The sequence below is a fragment of the Actinokineospora terrae genome (genome assembly GCF_900111175.1).
Classification (GTDB): domain Bacteria; phylum Actinomycetota; class Actinomycetes; order Mycobacteriales; family Pseudonocardiaceae; genus Actinokineospora; species Actinokineospora terrae.
This window is the reverse complement of sequence record NZ_FOGI01000010.1, coordinates 41,532-62,343: the sequence shown is the minus strand read 5'-3', so window position 1 is coordinate 62,343 and position 20,812 is coordinate 41,532. Positions and strand designations below refer to the sequence as shown.

Sequence of the window (20,812 nt, the reverse complement as noted above, 5' to 3'; positions counted from 1 at the left end):
CACCTGCGGCTGCTCGAACCTCAGCCGGTCAGGGTCGCCGCGTCGCGGGAGAGCGCCACGAGCCTGCTCACCGCGCGCAGGTACTTCTTGCGGTAGCCGCCGCGCAGCATGTCCGGGGTGAACAGCTCCGACACCGGCGCGCCGGACACCACCACCGGGATCGCGCGGTCGTAGAGCCGGTCGGCGAGGGCCACCACGCGCAGCGCCACGTCCTGCCCGGACAGCGGGCGCACGCCCCGCAGGTGCACCGCGCGAACGCCGTCGACGAGCTTGCCGTAGCGGGACGGGTGCAGCCGGGCCAGGTGCGCGCACAACGCCCCAAAATCGTCCACAGTGGACTCCGCGGTGGCCTCGGCGCGCGCGGCCAACTCCGCGTCGGACACCGGGGGCGGCGCGTCGGGCAGGCCGCGGTGGCGGTAGTCGGGACCGTCCACCCGCACCACGGTGAAGCGGGCGGAGAGCGCCTGGATCTCCCGCAGGAACTCGTCGGCTGCGAAGCGGCCCTCGCCGAGCTTGTCCGGCAGCGTGTTGGAGGTCGCCGCGACCGAGACGCCCGCGTCGGTCAGCTCGGCCAGCAGCCGGGTCACCAGCATCGTGTCACCGGGGTCGTCGAGTTCGAACTCGTCGATGGCCAGCAGCCGGTGGTCGCTGAGGCGGGCAACGGCCTCCCGGAAACCCAGCGCTCCCACCAGGTTCGTCAGCTCGACGAAGGTGCCGTACGCCTTCGGGCCCGGGACCGCGTGCCACACCGAGGCGAGCAGGTGCGTCTTGCCGACGCCGAAGCCGCCGTCGAGGTAGAGGCCGGGCTTGCCGTCGGGCTTGCCGCCGCCGAAGACCCGGCGCAGCAGCGACCGGCCCTTGTCCGCCCCCGTCACCCGGTCGGCGAAGGCCGCGCACGCGGTGACGGCCGCCGCCTGGGACGGCTCCTGCGGGTCGGGCAGGTAGGTGTCGAACCGGACCACGCCGAAGCGCGGCGGCGGCACCAGCTCGGCGACCAGTTCCTCGGCGCCGACCACGGGCTCCCGGTCGACCAGGTGAGCGGACATGCGGGCGAGCGTAACGGCGTGCTCTGATGGTGCCGTGCACAGGCTGTGGCCCCCCACCCCCGTTTCCCCAGGTCAGGCTTCACCCGATGTGGTGGACGACACCGAGCTGGAGCGGATCTACGACTACCCGCCCGCCCTCGACCGCGCGTGGGTGCAGAGCAACTTCGTCACCAGCACAGACGGCGCGGTGTCGGTCGATGGGCGATCGGCAGGGCTGTCGAGCCCGGGTGACAAGCGCATCCTCGCTCTTGGCCGGGACCTGGCCGACGTCATCCTGGTCGGGTGGGGCACCGCGCGCGCGGAGCGCTACCGAGGCGTGAAGGCGACGGAGGTGCGCGCGACGCGGCGGGCTCGACTGGGGCTGAGTGCGCTACCGCCGATAGCTGTGGTTACCGCGCGCGGGTCGGTAGAACCGGACTCGCACCTGGTCCGGGACACGGTTGTGCCGCCTCTGGTGATCACGACCTTGCAGGCACCGGCTGACCGTCGTGCCGCGCTGGTCGACGCGGGGGTCGACGTGATCGTGGCGGGTGAGACCGAGGTCGACCTGGGGGTAGCGCTAGCGGAGCTGTCGGCGCGTGGGCTGCGTAGGGTCAACTGCGAGGGTGGACCCCGCCTGTTGGGGTCGCTGATCGCGGCCGACCTGGTGGACCAGATGTGTCTGACCGTGTCACCGGTGCTGGCCGGTGGCTCTTCAGGGCGGGCCGCTACGGGGCCAGAGACGGTGCCGGTAGCGCTATCTCTGGCGTCGGTGCTGACCGATGAGGGGTTCCTGATGCTGCGCTACCGCCGCGAGGGGCAGCGCGACGGGCGCTGACGAGGCAAGATGGCCCCGTGGCGCTACCGCTGACCCCGCCGGTCCAACCGATGCTGGCCAAGCCGTCGAAGTCGATCCCCGACGGCGAGGGCCTGGTGTTCGAGCCCAAGTGGGACGGCTTCCGCTGCCTGGTGTTCCGCGACGGGCCGGAGGTCACCCTCCAGTCGCGGTCGGGCAAACCGCTCAACCGGTACTTCCCGGAGGCGCTGGTGGCGCTGCGGGAGGCGCTGCCGGACCGGGTGGTGGTCGACGGGGAACTGGTCGTCGACATCGACGGCAGGCTCGACTTCGACGCTCTCGCCGAGCGCATCCACCCGGCCGCGAGCCGCGTGACCATGCTGTCGGAGAAGACCCCGTCCCGGTTCATCGCCTTCGACCTGCTCGCCCTCGACGACGACCTCTTCATGGACGCCCCCGGCTACGACCGCCGCAGGCTCCTGGAGAACGCCATCACCCCGACCGACCGGGTCCACCTCACCCCGGCCACCATGGACGCCGACCTCGCCAGGCAGTGGTTCACCCTCTTCGAGGGCGCGGGCCTCGACGGCGTCATGGGCAAACCCGCGGGCGGCCCGTACACCCCGAACAAGCGCACCATGCTCAAGTTCAAGCACTCCCGCACCGCCGACTGCGTCGTCTCCGGCATTCGCTGGCACAAGGGCACCACCCCCGGCGAGGCCATCGGCTCCCTCATGCTCGGCATCTACGACCGCACCGGCAACCTCAACCACGTCGGCGTCGTGGGCTCCTTCACGGCCGCCAACCGGCGCGCGCTCGCGGTCGAACTCGCGGAACTGATGGTCGGGGGCACGGCCAACCACCCGTGGATCAGCGGCGAACAGGTCGACCAGGCCCGGGTCCCGGGCGCCATTTCCCGGTGGCGGACCACCGAACAGCCGTGGGTACCGCTGCGGCTGGAACGGGTGGTGGAGGTCGCTTACGAACACACGGAGGGCGGATACCCGAGCCGCTTCCGCCACACCGCCCAGTTCGTGCGCTGGCGCCCGGACCGGACCCCGGAGTCCTGTACGTATGACCAGTTGGAGGAGCCTGCGAACTACGACCTCGCGGCTGTTCTGCGGGGGGATGTGCGAGCCCGCTAGTCCGAGCCACCCGGGCCGCAGTAGCCTTCCTCAGCCTTGGCAGGACGATGCCACTCTCTCGTATTGCTGACGGAACGCCCTGCCAGGTTGGCGGTGAAGGCATCCGTCCAGGCACTCTTGCCCTCATTGGCGATGAACTCGTCGATCGCCTTCGTGAGATCCCGGCACAGTCGAGGATGCCCTGGCCGAAACGCGATGCCGTACCTCTCGGTCGACGAACCCGGCGACGGTGGACCGAGATCATCGAGCGGCGCCTTGTCTGAATACCTGACCAGCGGGATCTTGGGCTTGCTCGCTCGAATGATGCTCCAGTCGGAGAACACGAGGCCCGTCTTGTCGTCAGCGGAAAAGTATCGCGCGAGGCAACCCGCCAAATCCATCTCAGTCGTGACTTCAAATGGATCCTGAAAATCCTTCTCTCGCTGGTTCTTCACGTTGTTCATCTCGTCCGAACCCGAAGTACCCGGCACCGCACAGCCCGCCACCTTCGCCCCGTACCGTTCCTCCTTGCCGCCGTTGATCCACATCGTCGACATATCGATATAGTAGGGCCCTGCCATGCCAACCTCGGAACGCCGTTTCTCGGTGATCGAGAATGCCGAGATGACCAGGTCAGCCGGATCGACAGTCTTGCCATCCCATTGGGTTTCCCGACTATTCTGAAATAGCTCCTTGAACCTCAAGGTAAATCCGTACTTGTCCCGGAGGAACTCCGCCAGGTCCACGTCGAACCCGGTGTACGTACCGTTCGACTCCTTGAAACTCCACCCGGGGAGGCGTCCGTTGATCCCGATCACGACCGTCTTGTCCGCGGCGAGGTAGGACGCCGCGCCGTCGTCGCCCGAACTGACGATGACCGGGCCTGCTGGGCGGGACTCCTCGTGCGGCGGGGAGTCGACCGCGATGGCCTGGGGCACGAAGACGCCCGCGACCACGAGGGCCACGGTCACCCCGAGGGAAGGCCACCGCCAGCGGGCGATCGAGGCGGCACCCACCTCGTGCGCCAGTCGCACCCGGTAGGCCGCGATGAAGACGATCGAACAAAAGCCGGTGACCGCGATTCCCACGGCCGCCAATCGGCTACCCGAGTTCGAGAGGGTGAACCCGACGACCACCAGGACGGCCACCAGGCCGAGCGCGGGTCCTGCCCAGAGCAACTCGCCGAGGAGTGCGCCCGGGTTTCGTTTCCGCCGTCTGTCGCTATCGTCAGCCATCGGCGCAGAGTACCGGCCTGACCTTCGCCGCAAGCACCCTTCGGACCAATCGTGACCTGGCGGCATCCATACCCGCCCGCGCTATCCGACACCTTCACTCAAATGGACGCGCGATGGCGAGTAACGCGAAACCCGGCACGAACGACGTGCTTCCTCGTACGGCGAGGCGACCTTTCGACAATCAGTCCTGGTCATCGCGGACAACTCGGTAGACTGCGGTTCCCGCGGCGAAAGCATTTCACTTTCCACAACCGCGCGCCGACAATGCCCGAGGAGACCGGTAGTCGATGAGCACGGCGAACACCCTGGGATCGGCCACCGCGACACCCGCAACCCGCACCAGGTACGCGTTGATCGTGGCCAACTCGACCTACAACCAGACCGGTCTCAGCCAACTCCACGCGCCCGCGCAGGACGCCGAGCAACTCGCGGCGGTGCTGCGCGATCCCCGGATCGGCGGGTTCGACGTCCGCACCATCCTGGACGGAGATTCCCCGGAGGTCATGGAGGCGGTCGAGGAGTTCTTCGACGACCGGCTCTCCACCGACGTGCTCCTGCTCTACTTCTCGTGCCACGGCATCAAGGACGAGAACGGCGACCTCTACTTCGCCTCGTCCTCCACGAAACTGCGCAGGCTGGCGGGCACGGCCGTCCCGGCCCACACCGTCAACCAGCTGATGAACCGAACCCGGGCCCGTCAGGTCGTGCTGTTGCTCGACTGCTGCTATTCCGGTGCGTTCGGCAGGAACATGACCGCGCGGGCGGGCGGCGCGATCGACATGCGCGGCGACTTCCAGGGCCGGGGTCGGGCGGTCATCACCGCGTCCAGCGCACTCGAGTACGCCTTCGAGGCGGGCACCCTGGCCGATGGCGACACCCCGAGCCCCTCGGTGTTCACCCACGCCCTCGTCGAGGGGTTGAGCACCGGCGACGCCGACCAGAACCGGGACGGGCTGGTCAGCCTGGTCGAGCTGTACGACTACGTGTTCGAGCACGTCCGCAGCCGCTCGCCGAGCCAGACACCGAGCTGGTGGGCCTCCCAGCTGGAGGGCGAGTTCCACGTCGCGCGCAACCCCGCGGTGAGACCGGCGACGTTGCCCGACGAGATCCTGGAGCTGCTCCAGAGCAGGTTCGTCAACGTCCCAGTCGCGGGCGTCCACGAAGTGCGCGAACTCCTCGCGGGCGAGCACCGGGGAATGGCGCTCGCTGCTCGTCTCACGCTGGAGAGCCTGTCCTTGGACGACAGCAACATGGTGCGCGCTGCCGCCAAGGCAGCGTTGGCCGACGCCGGGTATGAGCAACCGGTCGACCCGGTGCTTCCCGGACCGGGGAGGTCTGAGGGCCAGGAGACCCAGGCCAAGGATCCTGGCCCACAGGCCCCGGAGTCCGCCACGCCGAACAGGTGGGCCCGGGGTGTCAGTGCCGTCTCGGCGCTGGCGCTGTCGATCGGCCTCGCGGTTCCCACGGGCAATGCCAGGTTCGCCGAGCTGGGCCCGTTGGCGGTGCTGGCGCTCGTGACCTCGGTGGTCGTGGCGCTCGTCCTCGCGACCGTCCCGACCGGACACCGCTCCCAGCGCTGGTCGTCCGGCGTGCTGGCGGGGTCGGGGGTGGTGCTGTTGATGATGCTCACCAAGCTGTGGTTCCGACACGGGGGCGCCGTCATCGGCCTGGCGTACTGGGCGATCGCGATCGGCGCGGCCGCCGGGATCCTCGTCGCCTGCGCAACGCGCCCACTCGGCAAGGGATCCGGACAGCTGTCGGCGCGAAGGGTGGCACTCCTGGCTGTCGGCATGGCCGGGATGGTCATCAACGCCCTGGCTCCCAGGTGGGTCCAGGACAGCGAGCACCTCTACCTCACCGTCGCGCTGGGGCTCTGCGTGGTGCTGTTGGCCGGGTGTTCGATCGGCGACCTGCTGCGGCGGAGCAGCCACGGCGAGCGGGTGGGGTTCGACGGCGGCTTCCTGGCGCTGCTGCTCATCAACGCCAACCTGGTGTTCCTGGACCTCGACGACTCGGCTGCCGTGGCGGCCTCCACCTGCGTGACCACCGGGGTGCTGCTCGCCCAGGTCGCGTTCGACGGAGTGCCCCGGCCCCTGCTCCTCGCTCGCGTGGGCGCGCTGGGCGGGCTGATCACGACCGTCAGCGCGATACAGCCCTACGCCCACAACTCGGCCATCCAAGCCGTGCACACCGTGGTGGCGGTTGCCATGGCACTGCTCGCGCTGGTGTCGTACTACCGCTCCGTCACGCCTCGTGACGAGGGATCACGGGGGGCAGGCGGTGCCGTCGCGGGGGGTGGTGGCGTTGAGGAGGAAGGATTGGGCGGCCTCGGTGGCGCAGGGGGAGTGGCCTAGGGCGCCGTGGCCGGTGCCCTGCCAGGTGATGAGGGTGGCGGTGGTGAGTTGTTGGGCGGCGCGTTCGGTGCCCGACAACGGGGTCAACGGATCGGTGGCGGTGGCCAGGACGACGATCGGGGGGGCGGTCGGCGCGGTGGGGGTGGTGACCGGGTGTGACGGGACCGGCCAGGGGCTGCAGACGGCGAGCCACTCGGCGGTCAGGGCGCCGAAGTAGGGGTAGCGGGTGTTCCAGTCCTTCGCGGCCGCGTTCAGGGCCTCTGTGGACAGTCGGGACTTGGTGTCGTTGCAGCGGGTGACCAGGGTGGCGTCGAAGGTCGCGGGGACCTCCTCGGACTCCAGTACCAGCGGGGTGACCAGCGCCGCGAGGGCGGTCGGGTTGCCGCCGCGGGCGTCGGCCAGGGCCTTGGACAGGGCGGGCCAGCCCGCGCGGTCGGCGAGGGCGGTCTGGACGGCGCGGAGGATGAGACCGGGGGTCAGGTCGAGATCGTCGGTGGCGAGCGGGGCGCTGGCGGCCTGGTTGAGCACCTCGGAGAAAGCCTGCCTGGCGTTCGCGCCCAGCTCGCAGGCCCGTTTCGCGCAGTCGTCGGCGAACGCGGCGAAGGTGGCGTCGGCGCCCGCCGCGACGCCCTCCAGCGCGACCACGGCGTCCTCGTTGGGGTCCGGCGCGCCGTCGAACACCATGCGGCCGACCCGGTCCCGGTAGCGGTCGGCGTACACGGCGAGCACCCGGGAGCCCTCGCCGTGGCCGATCGCGTGCAGGCGGTCCATCCCGAGCGCGACCCGCAGCGACTCGACGTCAGCGGCGGTGCGCCAGGTGTCGATGGCGGGCAGCCGGGACTCGAGCGCGATCGAGCACTGCTGACCCGCGGTGCGCGCCTGGTCGACCAAGCCCTCGACGTCGAGCGCGCGCGGGTCGGCGTCGAGCAGCGCGAACCGGACCTCCTCCGGCACGCACCGCACGGCGTCGGAGTTGCCCGTCCCCCGCCGGTCGATCCCGACCAGGGAGAACCTCGCCAGCAGCTCGGGCGGCAGCAGTTCGGCCAGGCGCGCGGCGTAGACGGTGCCCGGCAGGCCGTCGACCTCGTTGACCACCACGAGCGGGATCGGGCCCGTGCCCGCCTTCAGCACCTGGAGCCGCACACCGCCGCGACCGGGCGCGTACGGGGAGTCGAGGGTGCCGGTGATCTTCCCGCAGGCGAGGTCCACCTTGGCCGGTGCGGGGAACGCCTCCAGCACCTCGGGCCCGCACGGTCCCCAGATGGAGCGGCCGGGGTTCGGCTGGTTCAGCTGCGGCACCGGGGCGGGACCAGGGGCCGCGCTCGAGGTCGACACACCCGGGTCGCCGCCGTCGTTGACCACGATGCCCGGTCGGACCGACGGCCCCGCGGTGCAGGCGGCCAGCAGGACCAGCGGCAGCAGCAAGGCACCGCGACCAACCCTCACGCCTGCGCCGTCCCTCTCCCTCGCCGACCGAACACCCCCACCTTGGCACGGCCCGGGTGAGAACCCGGTGAGCGGCCCCGTGAGCAGCGCCAACCGAAACACATGGGATGAATCCGGGGGCGCTGTCGTAGTGTGCGGGCGTGGTGGTCGCGCAGGTTGATCGCAGTCCGGTGCCGCGCTGGTCGGCAGTCCTGTCCGGGGTGCCCAGGATGGTCGGGGCGGCGCCGCCCACGGTGCAGGTGCTGGCGGCGATCGTCAGCGTGCAGGTGGGTGCGGCGCTGGCGAAGCAGCTGTTCGCGACCACGGGAACGGCTGGGACGGTGACGCTGCGGTTAGTCCTAGCGGCAGTGGTCCTGGTCGCGTTGTGGCGGCCGTCCTTACGCGCGAACCGGCGCGCTATCCCGGTGATCGTGGCCTACGGGGTCGTGCTCGGGGTCATGAACCTGTGCTTCTATGCCGCGCTGGATCGGATCCCGTTGGGCATAGCGGTGACCGTCGAGTTCCTGGGGCCGTTGGCGGTCGCGCTGGCCGGGTCGCGGCGGTGGCTCGACGGGCTGTGGGCGTTGTTGGCGGCCTCGGGCGTGGTCCTGCTGGCCAACACCGGCGGCGACGTGTCGGTGGTCGGGCTGCTGCTCGCGCTGGCGGCAGGCGCGTGCTGGGCCGGGTACATCCTGCTCAGCGCCGCGCTGGGCAGCCGGACCACCGACGGTTCCGGGCTGGCGCTGGCCGCGGTGGTGTCCGGGCTGCTGGTGGCGCCGTTCGGGTTCGCGGGGGCGGGGACGGCGCTGCTCGCGCCCGGCGTGCTGCTCGCCGGGCTCGGCGTCGCGCTGATGTCCTCGGTGATCCCCTACTCGCTCGAGCTCAAGGCGCTGCGCAGCATCCCGCCGCGGGTCTTCGGCGTGCTGATGAGCCTCGAACCCGCGGTCGCCGCCGTCGCCGGTCTGCTCGTGCTGGGCGAGCAGCTGCGGCCGCCGCAGTGGATCGCGATCGTGTGCGTTGTCGCCGCGTCGGCCGGTGCCACCAGGTACGCCCGCCAGTGACCACTGTGGACGGTCAGCCCAGGTCGCGCAGCGCCCGCTGGGCGGCCTCCAGCTCGGCCTTGAGCTCCGCGACCCGGCGCAGCTGGCGCTCCCGCGCCGTGTCCAGCGACAGCGCGATCGCCGCCCCCACCTCGGCGGGCAGCGACTTGGCCACCCTCGCGATGTCGCCTGCCGGGACCGGCACCCAGCGCACCGTGCGCTTCTTGCCGACCAGCACGTCGACGCTCCACTCGCCGTCCGGCGTGGCGTGCAGGGTGACGGTGATCTCCACCGGTTGCTGCTGCTTGGCGCGCTGGCGCGGCCTGCTCGGTTCGGCCGGGGCGGGCTCGATGCCCTGCACCACGGCGGGCGGCTCCGCCTGCGGTGGCGGCGGCGCGACCGGCGCGGGCTTGGGCCTGGGCGCCGGTTTGACCGTGGTCAGCTCCGCCGGGGAGAACGCGAGCACGTCGCGCGACCCGTGCGGCCGGACCTGGATGAAGTCGCCCTCCGCGGGCTCGTCGAACGCCACCACCTTCGCCTGCTGACCGGCCTCGACCCCGACCGCGGCCGGGGTGAACCACACCGGCGTCGGCTTGCCCTCCGCCAACGCCACCCGCAACCGCTCGACCTCGTCCGGTCCGAGCGCACCCGATTCCGCCACCCGCATCCCCCTTCTCCGCACACCGGGTGCCGAGTGTGCCGGGTGGCACCGACAGTCACTCGTTCGGGCGGCCCGAGGTGCCACCGTGCGCGACGGCACCTAGCTTGACGGTGATGAGCGTCCGGTACCTGTGGTGGCGGAGCTGCTACGACGGCGTTCTGCACGCCTTCCCGATGGCGGCGGGCACCCGCCTGTCCCACCAGCACTACCGCGCGTCCTGCACCCACGCCGCGCCGCCGGACCTCGCGGGCGGCACCACCGAGGGCCCGCGCTGCCACCTCTGCCTGCTGATCATCGGCGCGCCCGGTCTTCCACAACCCCTGCCGTCATCCACAGGTTCGACCGGGGCCTAGTGCGCCGCCGCGCTCGGGCGCCATGCCGGCTGGACGGGAACAGGCGAGCGCGTGGGGAGGTGGTCGATGGCAGGTGGTGGACCCGCGCGGTGAGGCGTCTGTCCTGTGAGGACTCAGGCCTCGCGGACCCGGTACTCGCAGCCGTATTCCAGGGCGTACTCCAGGTCGTAGTGGTGCACGATCTTCGGGCCGCCGTGTAAGTGGACGTGGGTGACCGTGGACCGGGGGTCCTCCGGTGCGCCGTCGAGGGTGTCGACGCGGCCGTCGAGCGGGCCGCCGACGTAGCGGACGAGGTAGGTCTCCGACATGGTTCGTCCCCTTCCGCCTCGGGCCTGTCGGGGCAGTGTAAGTGCTGCGACCGACGTTTCGGCGGGTCCGGATCCGCCGGATCGGACGCGGTCCACCGGATGGAGCAACATCGGTGCGGGCACGGCGCTTCCCGCGTATCGTGGACTCCCGCCACGGTGCACGCGCACCCCTGTGGACGGCCGCCGCCGCGTTCGACCACAGTGGAGCCGACCCACCGTCGATCGCCTGCCGTCCCCGCCCGCGGCGGCGCGGCAACCCAGTGAGGTCACGGGGAAGGTCGCTCGCCGCCGAACCGCCGTTACCGCCGAACGCCCGAACTTCCGACCCAGGCCACCAGAGCAGCCTCGCCCGCCCCACCGTGAGCGGGTCAGTCGCGGGCCTTGGAGGGTTGGACGCGCTTGGGCTCGCCCGCCATCTTGGGGTACTCGGGCGGATAGGGGAGGTCACCGAGGGCGTGGTCGCGTTCGTCGCGGGCGACCATGTCGAGCAGGGGGTCGAGGGAGTAGGCGTGCTCGGCCACGGGGGCGTGCAGGTCGCCCACCTGCGCGAAGCGCGCGGGCATGGTCAGCACCGAGAAGTCCTCCGGGTGGACCGAGCCGAGTTCGTCCCAGGTCACGGGGGCGGACACCAGCGCGCGGGGGGTGGGGCGGATCGAGTACGCCGAGGCGATGGTGCGGTCGCGGGCCATCTGGTTGTAGTCGATGAACACGCGGCTGCCGCGCTCCTCCTTCCACCAGTTCACCGTGACCCGCTCCGGCAGCCGCCGCTCCAGCTCGCGGGCCAGGGCGATCAGCGCGCGCCTGGCCTCGACGAAGGTCCAGCGCGGCTCGATCGGGATGTAGAGGTGCACGCCGCGGCCGCCGGAGGTCTTCGGGAACGCGTCCATGCCCAGGGAGCGCAGCAGGTCCCTGGCCTCGTGGGCGATGGCGACCGCGTCGGCGAAGTCGGTGCCCGGCTGCGGGTCGAGGTCGACGCGCAGCTGGTCCGGGTGGTCGACGTCGGCGCGCGATACCGGCCACGGGTGGAAGGTGAGGGTGCCCAGGTTCGCCGCCCAGGCGACCACCGCCAGTTCCGTGGGGCACACCTCGTCGGCGGGGCGGCCGCTGGGGAAGGTGATCCGCGCGGACTCGACGTAGTCGGGGGCGCCCTTGGGCAGCCGCTTCTGGTAGAACGCGTCGCCGGTGTGGTCGGCGCGGGTGGAGAGCTTCGCGCCCTCGAACACCCCGCCCGGCCAGCGCTCCAGCGTGGTCGGTCGCTCACGCAGCGCGCCCAGGATGCCGGGTCCGACCGCCAGGAAGTACTCGACCACCTGCCGCTTGACGATGCCCAGCTCGGCGAAATACGGCTTGTCCGGATTGGACACCCGCACGCTCCGTCCGCCGACCTCGATCTCCTCCGCTGGCGCCATGGCGGCAAGCCTACGGGCGGCCGGAAAACCGCGCGCGCGGCTCGGTAACGTGGTCACACCTCGACGACGAAGGACCACCACCGGTGAAGATGGACAACAGCCCCGCCAGGGGCACCCGTGACCTGCTGCCCGCGACCGTCGCCGTGCGCGACCACGTCCTGGCGAGGATCACCGAGGTCTACCACCGGTACGGCTACCAGCGCATCGAGACCCCGGCGCTGGAGGGCATCGACAGGCTCACCGGCGGGCAGGGCGGCGAGAACGAGAAGCTGATCTACCGGGTGCTGCGCCGCGGCCTCGACGAGACCGTCGCCGCCGACACGGCGCTGACCGACCTGGTCGACCTGGGCCTGCGCTACGACCTGACGGTCCCGCTGACCCGCTTCTACGGCGCGAACCAGGCGAGCCTGCCGCAGCCGTTCCGGTCGTTCCAGTTCGGCCCGGTCTGGCGCGCGGAGCGCCCGCAGAAGGGCCGCTACCGGCAGTTCTACCAGTGCGACATCGACCTGCTCGGCGAGGAGACCGTGCTGGCCGAGGTCGAGCTGATCGAGGCGACCACCGAGGCGCTGGCCGCGGCCGGGCTCAGCGGTGCGACGGTGCGGGTGTCGGACCGCCGGTTCCTCTCCGCGCTGGCCGCGTCGGTCGGGCTGCCGGAGTCGGAGTGGACCGGGCTGTTCATCACCCTCGACAAGCTCGACAAGATCGGCTGGGACGGGGTGCGCGCCGAGCTGTCCGGCCGCGGCCTCGACGACGCCGCGGTCGACCGGCTCCAGGCGAGCATCACCGGCCTGCAGGGCGGCGACCAGGCGACGCTGGACAAGCGCCTGCTCGACGCGCTGCCCGGGCTGCCCGAGCAGGTGGTGGCCGATCTCGCCGACACCGCGGCCGCGCTGGCCGGGGTGGACGGCCTGGCCTGGGAGTTCGACCCGACCCTGGTGCGCGGCATGGGGTACTACACCGGGCAGATCTTCGAGATCACCCACCCGGCGAGCAAGGGCTCCATCGCGGGCGGCGGGCGCTACGACAAGCTCATCGGCCGCTCGCTGGGCCGCGAGGTGCCCGCCTGCGGCTTCTCCATCGGCTTCGAGCGGATCGTGGACCTGATCGAGGGAAGCACGGCCACCGACGCCGTCGCGGTGCTCTACGAGGCCGACGTGCCACTGCCCGTGGTCACCGCGACCGCGCGCGAGGTGCGCCAGGGCGGCCGCACGGCCTCGGCGGTGCGCAGGCGCGGCAAGTTCGGCGCGCAGCTGGGCAAGCTGCAGGAGTGGGGCTTCACCTCCGTCCTGCACGTCAAGGACGCGGTGACGCCCCCCGAGGAGCGCCCACTCGGCGAGAGGTAAGCCCGGTCACTGGACCGCCGGGTTACCGTGGACACATGGCCGAGACAGGGACGTTCGGGGACTCGGAGGAGTCCGGCGACGCGGTGCGCCGCGCCCGCCCGAACCGGTTCCACGACGACCTGGTCGGGCTCGACCCGACCGACCAGGAGGCGCGCGAGTTCGCCGAGCACCTGGACCGGGTCGAGCGGGTCCGCCCGAGCTACACCGTCGAGGGCTACCTGGGCGGGGTGCGCGACTTCGCCGAGTCGGCCAACCGGCTCGGCGGCCACTACCGGCTGACCGCGGGCATACTCGCGGCGCTCATCTTGTTGGGAGTGGTGGTCGCCGCGTGGGACGCCCTGGTGTTCATCGCGGGCGTCCTGTTCTGACCCGTCGGCGATCTGCCCCCGTGAGTGAGGAGTGAGCGCACAAGTGGCTATGGAACCGGTGGTCGGCGCGACCCCGCGCGTGGTCAAGTCCGAGCAGGAGTGGCGCGCGCACCTGTCGGCCAAGGAGTTCGCGGTGCTGCGCCAGGCGGGCACCGAGCCCGCGTGGACCGGCGAGTACACCGACACCAAGACGGTCGGGGTGTACCAGTGCCGCGCGTGCGGCGCCGAGCTGTTCCGCAGCGACACCAAGTTCGAGTCGCACTGCGGCTGGCCGTCGTTCTTCTCGCCGCTGGCGGGCGAGAGCATCGTGCTGCGCGAGGACCGCGCGCACGGGATGGTGCGCACCGAGGTGCTGTGCGCGAGCTGCCACAGCCACCTGGGCCACGTGTTCGAGGGCGAGGGCTACCCGACGCCGACCGACCAGCGCTTCTGCATCAACTCGGTGTCGCTGACCCTGGTGCCCGACGCCTGAGCGGCACCCCTACTCCCCGGTCACATCAAGGCGACGTCAAGAAGCCTAAATCCAGCCCTCGGTACCCCTAAGTCTTGCTCAAGCACGCTTGTGCCGCCGGTCACACGACCCCGAGCATGGTCAGCGACCGGGAGCGGAAACCCGGTGGGACACAGGGGAAAGCCGAGGGTGGGCGCTCCCCGGGGTAGGGGGAGAGATGGATCGACCATGGGGTGTCTCGGGACCTGACTTCCTCCGGCTGTACCTGGTCGGGATCGCGTTCGCGGCACTGCTCGCCGCCGCCGTGCGGATCAAGGCGCGCGGCGGCCGGGGCGAGAGCGGGGCCCGGCTCAGCGTGGAGGAGCTGGCCTACCTCGCGGGCGGCGCGCGGCGGGTGGTGGAGCTCGCCATCACCCGGCTGCTGGACAAGGGGAAGCTGCGGGCCACCCGCGACGGCAGGCTGTCGGTGGTCTCGGGCGCCAAGGCGGGCAAGCGCGACGACGAGGTCGACGCCGCGGTGCTGCGCGACATCCAGCAGCACCGGCACCGGTCGGCCGAGGTGCTGGTCTCGGCGATGGCGGGCAAGGGCGTGGTGACGGCGATCGGCGCGGCGCTGGTGCGCCAGGGCCTGGTCGTCGGGGGGCGGCGGCGGTGGTCGCGGCGCTCGGCGCTGCCGATGGCGGTCGTGGCCGCGGTCGGCGTGCTGCGCTGGGTGAGCGAGGTCGGCGGCGAGTCCGAGCCCGGTTGGCTGACCGTCGCGGTCATCGGCGCGATCGGGCTGGCCGTGCTCATCGCGGCGGTCGCGGTGCCGGAGCGGACCTACGCCGGCGAGCGGGTCCTGCGGGAGACCAAGCAGGCCAAGCGGACGGGGAGCCCGCTGGCCGACGAGTACGTGTTCGCCGGGTCCGTCGGGGTGGTCGTGTTCTCCGGCCTGGCCGGGCACCCGGACGAGACGATCGCGCGCTCCGCGGCGGCGACCCGCACCCACAGCTCCACGGGCTGCTCGTCCTACACGGCGGGCTGCGCCGGTGGAGGCGACTCCGGCGGCCACGGCGGCGGGGGCCACGGCTGCGGGGGCGGTGGGGGCTGCGGCGGCGGAGGCGGGGGTTGCGGTGGTGGAGGTGTCTAGACGCCCCGGGGTGGGGAGGTAAGGGGGAGGATGACGGCATGGGTGAGCACTTGGGAGTGGGCATCGGCTGGCGGTCGGAGATCGACCTGACCGTCGAGCGGATGCAGGGGGTCGACTTCGTCGAGGTCGTCGCGGAGAACATCCACCGCGACCACCTCCCGGAGTCGCTGCGCGTGCTGCGCGCGAGGGGGCTCCCGGTGCTCCCCCATGCCGTCTCCTTGTCGTTGGGCGGCGCCGAGCCGCTCGACACCGACCGGGTCGAGCACCTGGCCGCGGTCGCCGACCTGCTCGACGCGCCGCTGGTCAGCGACCACGTGTGCTTCGTGCGCGCCGGTGGGCTGGACTCCGGGCACCTGATGCCGGTCCCGCGCACCCGCGACGCGCTGGAGGTGCTGGTGGCCAACGTGACCGAGGCCAGGTCGATCCTGGGCAGGCCGCTGGCGCTGGAGAACATCGCCGCGCTGCTGGAGTGGCCGGACGCGGAGCTCACCGAGGCGCGGTTCCTGCGGGAACTGGTCGAGCGCACCGACTGCCTGCTGCTGGTCGACGTCGCCAACATGTGGGCCAACGCCAAGAACCTCGGCGCCGACCCGGTGGCCCTGCTCGACGGGCTCCCGCTGGAACGACTCGCGTACGTCCACGTCGCGGGAGGGATGGAAGTGGACGGCGTCTACCACGACACGCACGCCCACGCGGTCCCCCAGGGCGTCCTGGACCTGCTCGGCGAGCTGTGCGACCGCGTCCGGCCACCGGGCGTCCTGCTGGAGCGCGACGACCACTACCCCGCCGACACCGTGCTGGCTGATGAACTGGCCGCCATCCGCGCCGTGGTCGACCGGTGAGCCGGGACGACGTGGCGGCGGCGCAGGGGGCGTTGTTGCGGGCTGTGCTGGCGGGTGCGGACGTGCCGCCCGGATTCGACCCCGAGGTGGTCCGGGTGGAAGCCGCGGCGTTGTTGGGAAAACGGCGGCGGATTGTGCGGGACATCGATCCGGAAACGGCGGACGCGCTCGGCGACCGGTTCGCCGAATTGTTCGCCGAGTACGCGCGCGGAAATCCGCGGCGCTCCGGTTCGCGATTCCGGGAGGACGCGGCCGCTTTCGCCGAGTGGGCGGTCGAGCACGGGCACCTGCCGCGGGCCAGACGTCGCTGGTGGCGGAAGGAGCGGTGACCGGCCTGGTGGTGCTCGGGGGCGCCACCAGGCCGGTCGGGCAAACCGCCGCCGCAAGGCCCCTGCCGCCCACCGGCCCGGTGTGGCCCTTATCGAGGGCGCGCGCCACACACGATCATCGTCAGTGCCCTGGGTTCCCGTGGCGGTCTCGGCACCATCGACCCGATGGACCACACCACCTGCCTGCGCGGCGACGCGCGCCCGGAAACCGGGGCGCGACAACCGATCCACCTGCTCAACGCGACCTCCTCGCCGTCGGACCGGCGTCAGGGGCACGTGACCGGGGGGTGGTGGGTGGCGGCCGCTACTGGGGGACGGCCACCACCCACCGCGTCCCGGGTCAGGACTCGGGTGAGGTGTTCACCACGAAACGCGCACCCTGATCGTCGGTCACCACCGCCTGCCTGCCGTAAGGGGTGTCGGTCAACCCCTCCTGCACCGTGCCGCCCAGCTCGATGACCTTGGCCACGGCCGCGTCGGCGTCCTCCACCTCGAAGTACACCGTCCAGCGCGGCGGGGTTCCGGGGGCGGCGGCACCGAGTCCGGCGACCGGCTCGTCGGACTCGCCCACGTGCACCGTGCAGTAGTGCGGATCGGGCCGGACCTCGCGGTGGGTATGGCCGAGAACGTTGCCGTAGAAGGCTTTCGCCGCCTCCGGGTCGGCGCTGTGGTGGTCGGCCCACAGCAGGGAGCCGGGTTCGGCGGTGAGGTCGGTGCCGGTGTGCGTGCCCGACTGCCAGAGCGCGAAGAACGCCCCGGTGGGGTCGACCGCGGCCGTCATCGCCCCCAGCGCGCCGATCGGCACCGGCGGCGCGACGACCTGGCCACCGGCAGCGTCGATCGCGGCCGCGCCCGCCGTCACGTCCTCAGTGGACAGATAGGTGACCCAGGCGCTGACCTGGCCCTCCTGCAACGGGCCGAGACCGGCGACCGGGTGGTCGCCGACGTAGCAGTTCGCGTAGCCGCCGAACTCCGCGGGCCCGATCTCGACCCGCCAGCCGAACAGGGCGGTGTAGAACGCGGCCGCGCGCTCGACGTCGGTGCCGAGATCGACCCAGCACGGGGTGCCGACGGGCCACGCGGTGGTGCGGACGACCATGGGATACCTCCTGGGTGAGCAGCTCGTCCGCCGGTGTCGCGGACCCGGCCACGCTAACCCCGGGCACCGACACCTGGCCAGACTGTCTCCTGTGGACAGTTCCCGGCCCGTGGGAGCGAATGGCGCGCTATTCGCAGCTGGGGCGATCAGTCACTTGGCGGATTGCGATCCGGGGTCGGCCCTGGATAGCTTCTTCGGCACTGGGGCCAGACATTCGACATTCCTTTTCCACTGCCGGTGATCCGGCCCTTCAGTGTTCCCCTTCTCCGACCAAGGACCGGGGTACTCCCATGCGAATCCGCACGACAGCGGTACTCACCTCGACAACGCTCGTCCTGGGCGTGGCGCTCGCGACGAGCACCCAGGCGGCCGCCGCGCCGCCCGGCGGCTCGGCGAGCGGCCCAGCGGCCACCGTCACCCTCCTCACCGGCGACAAGGTGCTCGTCGGCACCGATTCCGGTGGCACCAGGAGACCGGCGATCCTGCCCGACGCGCGCCGCGCGGGCGTGGTGTTCCAGACCTACACCCGCGGCGGCCACACCTACGTCTTCCCGTCCGACGCGCTGCCGCAGGTGCTCTCCGGGGCGCTCGACCGGCAGCTGTTCGACGTCACCGCGCTCGCCGAGGCGGGCTACGACGACCGGCGCGGCGACCTGCCGCTGATCCAGACCGGCCCGAGCACCCGCTCCGCGGGCGTGCGGTCGGTGCGGGAACTGCCGGTCGTCGGCGCCAGGGCGCTCGCCGCGGACAAGGCCGCGCTGGCCGACTCGTGGCGCTCGCTGACCGCCGCGGGCGGCAAGGTGTGGCTGGACCGCAAGGTCGAGGCCACCCTGGACCGCAGCACCGCGCAGATCGGCGCCCCCGCGGCCTGGCAGGCCGGGCTCACCGGGGCGGGCGTGACGGTCGCGGTCGTCGACACCGGGGTCGACCAGACCCACCCCGACCTGGCTGGCCGCGAGGTCGCCGAGCGCAACTTCACCGACGACCCGACCACCGAGGACCAGGTCGGGCACGGCACGCACGTCGCGTCGACCGTCGCGGGCGGCGGCGCCAAGTACAAGGGCGTCGCGCACGGGGCGAAGGTGATCGACGCGAAGGTGCTCAGCGCAACCGGCGGCGGTCAGCTGTCGTGGATCATCGCGGGCGTCGAGTGGGCGGTCGCCTCGGGCGCCAAGATCGTCAACCTCAGCCTCGGCGGCGGCGACACCCCCGAGGTGGACCCGCTGGAGGAGGCGGTCAACCGGCTCTCGGCGGAGAAGGGGACGCTGTTCGTCATCTCCGCGGGCAACTCCGGCCCCGGCGCGCGGACCGTCGGCACGCCCGGCAGCGCGGACGCGGCGCTGACCGTCGGCTCGGTGGAGCGCGACGACTCGGTCTCGCCCTTCTCCAGCCGCGGCCCGCGCGTCGGTGACGGCGCGATCAAGCCGGACATCACCGCGCCCGGCTCCGGCATCGTGGCCGCCAAGGCCGCCAACGGCGTCATCGGCGACGAGGTCGAGCCCGGCTACGTGGCGCTCTCCGGCACCTCGATGGCCGCTCCGCACGTGGCCGGTGCCGCGGCGCTGCTGGCCCAGCAGCACCCGGACTGGACCGGCGCGCAGCTCAAGGCGGTGCTGACCGCCTCGGCCAAGCCGACCGCGGGCGAGGGCGCGTTCGCCCAGGGCTCGGGCCGGGTCGACGTGGCCAAGGCGCTGACCCAGTCGCTGACCACCGTGCCCGGCTCGGTCAGCCTCGGCACCCAGCTGTGGCCGCACCAAGACGACGTCGTGGTCACCAAGGACCTGGCCTACCGCAACAGCTCCGCCACCGCGGTCACCCTGGACGTCGCGGTCGAGGGGACCGGGCCGGACGGCAAGCCCGCGCCCGCCGGGTTCTTCGGCGTCTCCCCCGCCAGGGTCACCGTGCCCGCGGGCGGGTCGGCGACGGTCAAGGTCACCGGTGACGCCCGGGGGGGCACCGTGGACGGCGCGTACTCCGGCACCGTCGTCGCGTCGGGCTCCGGCCAGTCGCTGCGCACGCCGGTCGCGCTGGACCGGGAGGTCGAGAGCTACGACGTGCGGCTGCGGTACCTGGGGCCGGACGGCAAGCCGAGCAAGGACTGGCGGACGCTGGCGATCGGCCTCGACTCCGACCTGTTCACCGGTGCCGTGCCGGACGCCTCGGGCGCGGTCACACTCCGCCTGCCCAAGGGGTCCTACGTCCTGGACAGCCTGTACGAGGCGACCGGCGACAAGCGGGACCTGCGGAGCCTGCCGTACCCGGCCTTCGAGGTGAAGGGGGCGGCCGAGGTCGTCGTCGACGCCCGCAAGACCAAGCCGGTGAAGGTGACGCCGCCGGACCCGCGGGTCCCGCTGTGGGTGGCGGTCGCGGGCTACCAGGTGACCACGACCGCGGGCTACTCCGTCGGGATCGGCGTCGGCGGGGCCCTGTTCGACGGGTTCAGCACCGGGCAGATCGGCCCGGAACTGCCCGCGGACGTGTTCATCTGGTCGCTGTCGGCGGTGTACTACGACACCGTGGCCGGCGCGGGCGACTTCTACAACTTCGCCTGGTTCCAGGAGAAATCCGTGCCGACCGGGTTCGTCAGGACCGTGCACCGCAAGGACCTGGCGACGCTGCGGACGAAGGTCGGGCCGTCGCTGCCGGGCAGCACCAGTGGGCGCGCGCTGTTCTCGTCGTCGCTGACCGGCCGCGGCGGGCTGCTCGGCGTCGGGCGCACCTTCACGGGCGACGAGGTCGTCGAGTACGTCAACGCCGGGACCGTGCAGTGGGAGGGCTCGATCTTCTTCGGCCGCCGCGACCGGCCCGAGATCGACCTGTACCTCGTGGGCGAGCCCGTGCGGTCCAAGGCCGGGCAGACCCACCGCAACCGGGCCAACTTCGGCGTGTTCGGCCCCGCGCTGCCGCGCTCCACGACGCCGTGGGCCGAGCGCGACGGCCAGTACCTCTCGTTCACCATCGGCCTGTGGGGCGACAGCGGCGGCAACGCGGGCTTCGGTGCGGTGACCTCGGCCAAGACCACGTTGTCCCGCAACGGGGTCAAGGTCGGCGAGACGACCGACCCGGGCAGCGGCCTGTTCACCGTGCCGGACGGACCGGCGAACTACCGCCTGGAAACCTCGGCGACCCGCGACCCGGCGTTCGGCGTGAGCACCAAGGTCTCAGCGACCTGGACGTTCCGCTCCGACTCCCGGCAGCGGACCATCCCCCTGTCGACGGTGCGCTTCCACGCCCCCCTGCGCGACGACAACTCCGCCCCGGTCGGCAAGTTCACCATCCCGGTCTCCCTGCAACTGGAGAACGGCACCCACGTCGACCCCCGCAACCTCTCGGTGAACGTCTCCTACGACGAGGGCAAGACCTGGCGCAGGGCCCAGGTCAGGGGCAACGACCTGGTACTCGACCACCCACGCGGCGCCACCTCGGTGTCGTTGCGGGCCAAGGCCGAGGACGGCCGAGGGGGGACGGTGGAGCAGACGATCATCCGCGCTTACCTGGTGAACAAGCACTAGTCCCCAATG

19 protein-coding genes are annotated in these 20,812 nt (G+C 71.9%); 12 read left to right on the top strand and 7 right to left on the bottom strand.

From position 1 onward, the window contains the following. Positions 1–20 precede the first annotated feature (20 nt). Complete coding sequence (zapE, locus tag BMY07_RS23090; RefSeq protein WP_092782497.1) at positions 21–1,046, bottom strand: cell division protein ZapE; 1,026 nt, start codon at positions 1,044–1,046, stop codon at positions 21–23. Between zapE and BMY07_RS23085 the strand changes: the two genes are divergently transcribed. Together BMY07_RS23085 and BMY07_RS23080 are read left to right on the top strand one after the other, a co-directional pair. Continuing rightward, positions 1,045–1,863, top strand: coding sequence for a pyrimidine reductase family protein (locus BMY07_RS23085; RefSeq protein WP_092782494.1), 819 nt, complete (start codon positions 1,045–1,047; stop codon positions 1,861–1,863). The two genes, zapE and BMY07_RS23085, sit on opposite strands and share 2 nt — an antisense overlap. Positions 1,864–1,880: 17 nt before the next feature. Next, the gene (locus tag BMY07_RS23080; protein WP_092782491.1) at positions 1,881–2,966 is read left to right on the top strand and encodes an ATP-dependent DNA ligase; all 1,086 of its coding nucleotides are present in this window, start codon (positions 1,881–1,883) and stop codon (positions 2,964–2,966) included. Here the strand turns inward: BMY07_RS23080 and BMY07_RS23075 are convergent. Continuing rightward, entirely contained in the window at positions 2,963–4,180 is a 1,218-nt protein-coding gene (locus BMY07_RS23075; RefSeq protein ID WP_143073598.1) for a substrate-binding periplasmic protein, read from the bottom strand. The two genes, BMY07_RS23080 and BMY07_RS23075, sit on opposite strands and share 4 nt — an antisense overlap. Positions 4,181–4,467: 287 nt before the next feature. On the opposite strand from BMY07_RS23075, the gene BMY07_RS23070 reads away from it, so the two are divergent. Further along, on the top strand, positions 4,468–6,534 hold the full coding sequence (locus BMY07_RS23070) for a caspase family protein (RefSeq protein WP_092782485.1): 2,067 nt from the start codon (positions 4,468–4,470) through the stop codon (positions 6,532–6,534). Here BMY07_RS23070 and BMY07_RS23065 read toward each other — a convergent pair. Continuing rightward, positions 6,445–7,980 (bottom strand): alpha/beta fold hydrolase, encoded by a 1,536-nt coding sequence (locus BMY07_RS23065; RefSeq protein ID WP_092782482.1) that lies wholly within the window; start codon positions 7,978–7,980, stop codon positions 6,445–6,447. The two genes, BMY07_RS23070 and BMY07_RS23065, sit on opposite strands and share 90 nt — an antisense overlap. Positions 7,981–8,120: 140 nt before the next feature. Here BMY07_RS23065 and BMY07_RS23060 point away from each other — a divergent pair, with 140 nt between their 5' ends. Then, positions 8,121–9,020: an EamA family transporter gene (locus BMY07_RS23060; RefSeq protein ID WP_245782591.1), complete on the top strand. Its 900-nt coding sequence runs from the start codon at positions 8,121–8,123 to the stop codon at positions 9,018–9,020. Between the two features lie 13 nt (positions 9,021–9,033). Here BMY07_RS23060 and BMY07_RS23055 read toward each other — a convergent pair whose 3' ends face one another. Further along, a complete protein-coding gene (locus tag BMY07_RS23055; protein ID WP_092782476.1) occupies positions 9,034–9,666 on the bottom strand; it encodes a DUF6319 family protein in 633 nt (210 codons plus the stop codon). Positions 9,667–9,773: 107 nt separating this feature from the next. Between BMY07_RS23055 and BMY07_RS23050 the strand changes: the two genes are divergently transcribed. Then, entirely contained in the window at positions 9,774–10,013 is a 240-nt protein-coding gene (locus BMY07_RS23050) for a hypothetical protein (protein ID WP_092782473.1), read from the top strand. Positions 10,014–10,126: 113 nt separating this feature from the next. On the opposite strand, the gene BMY07_RS23045 is transcribed toward BMY07_RS23050, so the two are convergent. Together BMY07_RS23045 and BMY07_RS23040 are read right to left on the bottom strand one after the other, a co-directional pair. Then, the gene (locus tag BMY07_RS23045; protein ID WP_092782470.1) at positions 10,127–10,321 is read right to left on the bottom strand and encodes a hypothetical protein; all 195 of its coding nucleotides are present in this window, start codon (positions 10,319–10,321) and stop codon (positions 10,127–10,129) included. 368 nt (positions 10,322–10,689) lie between these two features. Continuing rightward, the gene (locus BMY07_RS23040; protein WP_092782467.1) at positions 10,690–11,730 is read right to left on the bottom strand and encodes a DNA polymerase domain-containing protein; all 1,041 of its coding nucleotides are present in this window, start codon (positions 11,728–11,730) and stop codon (positions 10,690–10,692) included. Between the two features lie 89 nt (positions 11,731–11,819). Here BMY07_RS23040 and hisS point away from each other — a divergent pair, with 89 nt between their 5' ends. From hisS to BMY07_RS23010, 6 genes are all read left to right on the top strand, one after another. After that, positions 11,820–13,073 (top strand): histidine--tRNA ligase, encoded by a 1,254-nt coding sequence (gene hisS, locus BMY07_RS23035; protein WP_245782614.1) that lies wholly within the window; start codon positions 11,820–11,822, stop codon positions 13,071–13,073. 35 nt (positions 13,074–13,108) lie between these two features. Further along, the gene (locus tag BMY07_RS23030; RefSeq protein ID WP_245782590.1) at positions 13,109–13,441 is read left to right on the top strand and encodes a hypothetical protein; all 333 of its coding nucleotides are present in this window, start codon (positions 13,109–13,111) and stop codon (positions 13,439–13,441) included. A 49-nt stretch (positions 13,442–13,490) separates the two neighbouring features. Beyond that, positions 13,491–13,913, top strand: a complete 423-nt coding sequence (msrB, locus tag BMY07_RS23025; RefSeq protein ID WP_092782461.1) for a peptide-methionine (R)-S-oxide reductase MsrB — start codon at positions 13,491–13,493, stop codon at positions 13,911–13,913. Positions 13,914–14,109: 196 nt separating this feature from the next. Then, complete coding sequence (locus tag BMY07_RS34490; protein WP_092782458.1) at positions 14,110–15,021, top strand: TIGR04222 domain-containing membrane protein; 912 nt, start codon at positions 14,110–14,112, stop codon at positions 15,019–15,021. A gap of 38 nt (positions 15,022–15,059) precedes the next feature. Next, positions 15,060–15,863, top strand: coding sequence for an MbnB/TglH/ChrH family RiPP precursor modification enzyme (locus tag BMY07_RS23015; RefSeq protein ID WP_092782455.1), 804 nt, complete (start codon positions 15,060–15,062; stop codon positions 15,861–15,863). Next, positions 15,860–16,192, top strand: coding sequence for an SCO6045 C-terminal-like domain-containing protein (locus BMY07_RS23010; protein ID WP_092782452.1), 333 nt, complete (start codon positions 15,860–15,862; stop codon positions 16,190–16,192). The genes BMY07_RS23015 and BMY07_RS23010 overlap by 4 nt, the downstream gene beginning before the upstream one ends. Positions 16,193–16,532: 340 nt before the next feature. Here BMY07_RS23010 and BMY07_RS23005 read toward each other — a convergent pair whose 3' ends face one another. After that, the gene (locus BMY07_RS23005) at positions 16,533–17,291 is read right to left on the bottom strand and encodes a VOC family protein (RefSeq protein WP_092782449.1); all 759 of its coding nucleotides are present in this window, start codon (positions 17,289–17,291) and stop codon (positions 16,533–16,535) included. 290 nt (positions 17,292–17,581) lie between these two features. On the opposite strand from BMY07_RS23005, the gene BMY07_RS23000 reads away from it, so the two are divergent. After that, the gene (locus tag BMY07_RS23000; protein ID WP_092782446.1) at positions 17,582–20,803 is read left to right on the top strand and encodes a S8 family peptidase; all 3,222 of its coding nucleotides are present in this window, start codon (positions 17,582–17,584) and stop codon (positions 20,801–20,803) included. Positions 20,804–20,812 lie beyond the last annotated feature (9 nt).